The sequence below is a fragment of the Frankia sp. AgKG'84/4 genome, from assembly GCF_023242965.2.
Classification (GTDB): domain Bacteria; phylum Actinomycetota; class Actinomycetes; order Frankiales; family Frankiaceae; genus Frankia.
On sequence record NZ_JALKFU020000457.1, the window covers coordinates 1 to 4,338 of the forward strand.

5 protein-coding genes are annotated in these 4,338 nt (G+C 69.5%); 3 read left to right on the forward strand and 2 right to left on the reverse strand.

From position 1 onward, the window contains the following. Window positions 1–873: DUF4097 family beta strand repeat-containing protein (locus MXD58_RS21150; protein ID WP_250609788.1), on the forward strand; the 873-nt coding region annotated here is incomplete at its 5' end. On the opposite strand, the gene MXD58_RS21155 is transcribed toward MXD58_RS21150, so the two are convergent. Further along, window positions 855–1,025, reverse strand: coding sequence for a hypothetical protein (locus MXD58_RS21155; protein WP_250609789.1), 171 nt, complete (start codon window positions 1,023–1,025; stop codon window positions 855–857). The two genes, MXD58_RS21150 and MXD58_RS21155, sit on opposite strands and share 19 nt — an antisense overlap. A gap of 505 nt (window positions 1,026–1,530) precedes the next feature. Here MXD58_RS21155 and MXD58_RS21160 point away from each other — a divergent pair. Further along, a complete protein-coding gene (locus tag MXD58_RS21160) occupies window positions 1,531–1,950 on the forward strand; it encodes a nuclear transport factor 2 family protein (protein WP_248840683.1) in 420 nt (139 codons plus the stop codon). Between the two features lie 431 nt (window positions 1,951–2,381). On the opposite strand, the gene MXD58_RS21165 is transcribed toward MXD58_RS21160, so the two are convergent. Then, a complete protein-coding gene (locus MXD58_RS21165) occupies window positions 2,382–3,164 on the reverse strand; it encodes a sporulation protein (RefSeq protein ID WP_248840684.1) in 783 nt (260 codons plus the stop codon). A 229-nt stretch (window positions 3,165–3,393) separates the two neighbouring features. Here MXD58_RS21165 and MXD58_RS21170 point away from each other — a divergent pair, with 229 nt between their 5' ends. Continuing rightward, on the forward strand, window positions 3,394–3,963 hold the full coding sequence (locus MXD58_RS21170) for an Ntn hydrolase family protein (RefSeq protein WP_248840685.1): 570 nt from the start codon (window positions 3,394–3,396) through the stop codon (window positions 3,961–3,963). The last annotated feature ends 375 nt before the right edge of the window (window positions 3,964–4,338 follow it).

Genomic DNA, 4,338 nt, shown 5'->3' on the forward strand with positions numbered 1-4,338 from the left:
GGCGGGTTCCCACCCGTGGCCGGCCCGGATCCCGTCCGGCCCGGCCGGGCCGGACGCCTCGGCCTCGTGCTGGCCGGTGCCGTCGCCGCGATCGTGTGCACCGTGTTCGCGGCGGTCGTCGTCCTGCAGAGCACCACCGGCCGCGACCGGCGCGTCGAGACCCGCGTCCTGCCCGCCTCCATCACCCGTCTCGTCGTCGACGGCGGCGGCAGCGACGTCTTTCTCTACGGCCCCGGCGAGACGGCCGTGGAGGGTGTCCGGCTCCCCGCGGGCGCGACGACCTCGACCTCCGCCACCCCGCCGGCCATCGAGGTGGTCGCCAGACTCGCCGGCTTCGTTCGCCTCCCCACCCTGGACACCCGCGTCGACGGTGACACCGTGCGGGTCTCGCGCCGCTGCCGGCCCTTCTGGGACTGCTCGGCGACCCTCTACCTGCGGGTGCCCGCCGGCGTCCGCGTTGACGCGGACACCTCCGAGGGCAGCATCGCGGCCGCCGGCCTCGATGGCCCCGTGCGACTGCACGCCACCGGTGGTGACGTGACCGTCGACCGCCCAGGCGGCGACCTCGAGGCCACCAGCAGCGCCGGTGACGTGCACATCGCCGACTCCCACGCCCAGCGGGTGGACGCCTCGACCTCCGCCGGCGACGTGTTCCTCGACGCCGCCACCGCCCCGGACGACATCACCCTGCACACGGCCGCGGGATCGGTCGAGGTGTACCTGCCGCCCGACGCCCCGTCCTACCACACCGACCTCCACACCAGCGCCGGCACCCGGGACGTCTCGATCGGACGGGACCCGCACGCCCCGCGCCGCCTGAGCGCCTCCACGTTCGCCGGCGACATCACCGTCGGCTACCGCGACGGCTCCTGACCCGCCCGGCTTTGTGGGTCCCGCGTCGACGGAAAACCCTGGGACAGGGCGATGGTCCAGCTTTTCCCCAGCAAATCGGCCAGCAGGTCAAGCTCGGGCAGCCTCCTCTCTCGATCATTGATGAACAAATCGGCGACATTGACGAGATTCATCATCTCCTCGGCTCGTGAGATAACGTTGCCAGTGGCCTTGCGCTATCTTTTGAGGCCGACCGCCGTGCGGCCGTCCTGTGACGCCCACTCTTTTCGCGGGTAACCCGTCCTCTTTGTACACCCGGTAGTTGGTCACGTTACCGTCGGCGGTGGCGCGGTACAGGACCTCGTTTGGTCCCGCGGTCTCTGGAAAACGACCCGAGTGGCGTCGTGCCGAGTCCGGTATGGGTCAGTCGACATTCCCGGGACTCACGTTTCTGTCGCTGCGCGGCGTGGCAGCACGGTCACCAGTCACCAGAACCCGCATACCACGACAGGCAAAACCAGGTGGCCCTGGTCAGCAACCGGATTTCGCGGCCGATCCTAGCCGCAGTCGATCCCGCCTGACCATGCGAGCGATACGAAGTCAAACGACGGCGGTTCGCCGAGGGAAGGAGTTGACCTCAAGCGGACTTGAACTCTTAGCCTGAGACGGCCGTTCGGCGCAGGAGCATGAAGGAGCACCGTGCCTCATCTGAGGGACATCACCGATCGAGCGGAACTTGCGGCCCTGGTCAGTCAGCTTGGGCGCTGGCTGGACACCGGCGACGACAAGGAGGGACGCGTGATCTTCCACGAGGACGCCGTCATCCACAGCGCTCGCGGCGGCGCCACGGGGATCAACGACATACTCGAGTATGCGCGGCGCACCAGCGACGACAACGAAAATTCCCAGCATCTGATCACCGACATGCTCGTCGAGCTTGACGGGGACCGCGCCACCATGACGGCGAATGAGCTTGTCGCGTACTTCCCGGCGAGGACGGTCTTTCCCTCGCTCTCGAGGCTCGTCGGCCTGCGTTTCGCGTTCCAGGCGCTCCGCACCCAGGACGGCTGGCGCCTCACCCGCGTTGAGGTCACACCGCTCTGGCGGCAGGAGGCATGACCGCGCTCCCGGTTGCGCCCCTCCACCCGGGCGGGCGGGGAGCGGTGAGAAGCCGGTGGAAGTGGAAGGCGGCCAGCATCCGTGCGCCGCCGGCCTACCACTGCCCCGGCGGCCGCCACCCGGAGGCGTGAACTCCCAGCCCCGGCGTTCCGGTGAACGGAAGATCCTGGTGACGATCTCTTTGCTGAGAGCATCCGCTGTTGGCATGGTCATGCGACGCGTGCTCGTCCCCGAACGACAGTGGTTTCGCGCCCCGTGGGGACATCTACCGATGTCATCCCCGAGGTGCCCGATGACCACTGGGACGCTACGCCGCTCGCGCTGCGTGTGCGGACGGGTTGGGAAAGCTCCGGCCAAGACCGCCGATCATTGTTCTCCGTGAAGACCCCCGCACCGTACGTCGTGCCCGCGGTGCCGCCCGGCCCGGAGTGTCAGCGGAACAGCCCGCGGCGGCGGCCGAGGTGTTCCAACTGCTGGTTGAGCAGGCCGGCGAGCGCGCGGCGGTCCAGGTCGTGGTGGGCGACGCGGAAGCGGCTCAGCTCGTCGCCGCCGGCGGAGAGCAGGCCGCCGCGGCGGTCGGCCTCCAGCACGACGTCCATGCCGGCGCCGTCGACGAGGAAGGTCACCTCCAGTTCGCGGATCCGCCGGGAGTGCCCGCTACCCGGGCGCATCTCGATCTCCTGGTAGAAGGGCAGCTCGGAGCCGGCGAGGCGGCCCTTCTCGACGTCCGCGCTGTGAAAGTGGAAGCCGAGGTCGCCCAGCGCCGCGAGCACCGCCTCCTGGATCGGCAGCGGGTGCACGCCGACCGGGTCAAGGTCACCGGGGTCGACGGCGCCGGCGATCGCCAGAGTCGTCCGCACGCCGATCTTCATGCCGCGCAGGTGCCAGCCGCCGACGTCGGTGATCGGGGTCTGCCACGGCACGGGCAGTTCGAACCGGCCGCTGACCTGCTGCCCCGGGTGGATCGTGAAACCACCGCCGATCTGCTGCGAACCGAAGGTGACCTGCTCATACCAGGTCTCGTCACCGCGGTCGACCTCGACGGTCGCCTCCAGCGCGACGAGGATCTTCTCGATCTCCTGGTCGACCTTGCCACCGGTGACCGTGGTCAGGCCCGTGACCACGGTGCCCGGCTGTGTGTCCGGGCGGTCGAGCACGGTCTCCACCTCGGCGCTGCCCACTCCGAGCCGTGACATGAACCGCTTCATCCCCATGGTCGTATGCCCTTCTCCCCGGCCAGGCCGGTGTCGTCGTCGCGCCGGCGCCGTCCCGAGCGCCGCGTCACCTATCCTCGTCGCGGTTCTACGACGGCCCGTCGGGGGGAGTGCGCCGGGGTCGTCAAGCCGACATCGGTCGGGGCGTTCGGGACGGTCCGTGACGAAGGCGGCGGACGGCAACGGGTGGGGCATCTGGCTGCGTCCTGAACCGGTAGCATTCCGCTTCGTGACCTGCATCGTCGGTGTACAGCAGGGCGGCCGGGTCGTGATCGGTGGGGACAGCGCCGGTGTAGCCGGCTGGTCCATCACTGTGCGCGCGGATACCAAGGTATTCCGTAACGGTGAGTTCATCATGGGCTTCACCGACTCGTTCCGGATGGGCCAACTGCTGCGTTACAGCCTGGTTCCGCCGTCCCCCCAGGACTGGGATCTGGATCGGTTCATGGCGACGGACTTCATCGCCGTGGTCCGTGACTGTCTGCGCGACGGCGGCTTCGCCCGCAACGACTCCGGCAGCGAGAGCGGCGGGCTGTTCCTCGTGGGGATCCGCGGGCATCTCTACCGCGTCGACTCGGACTACCAGATCGGGCGCAGCGTCGACGAGTACTACGCGGTCGGCAGCGGCGATGAGTACGCCTGCGGCTCGCTGCACAGCACCCGCGGCCAGGACCCGGAGCACCGCGTGCGCCTCGCCCTGGAGGCCGCCGCCCACCATTCGTCGGGCGTCTGCCCGCCGTTTCACATCATCTCTTCCGACGAGGTCTACGCCCCTGACGGCTCCGTCCGGCTGTCCTGAGCCCAGTCGGCCAGGCAGACCGGCGTTCCCGTCTGCCGCCCTGTCGGGCCGGCGGGGTGTAGTCCGAGTCGTAGGTGGGCAGCCGCGTGCGGGTAGCCCTCGATCGTGACGACGTGCCGCTGCCGCCGGTGCCGATGCTGACCCGGCCGGAGGTCAACTCCCGCCGCCGCACGCGAGTCGTAGGCACGCGCGGACCAGCGACTGACGGTAGCGCTGCGGCAGGGCCTCCTGCCCGCCGAATGGACTCACACCAACGGGGTGTCAGGAGGCCCTGCCTTCACGTGCCGGCTAGCGGCGCCTCAGAAGGTGTTTGAGATCGTCGGTTAGATGATTCTCTGTAGCGGTCGGGGTCCTGGCCGTCGGGCGGGTGCGCGC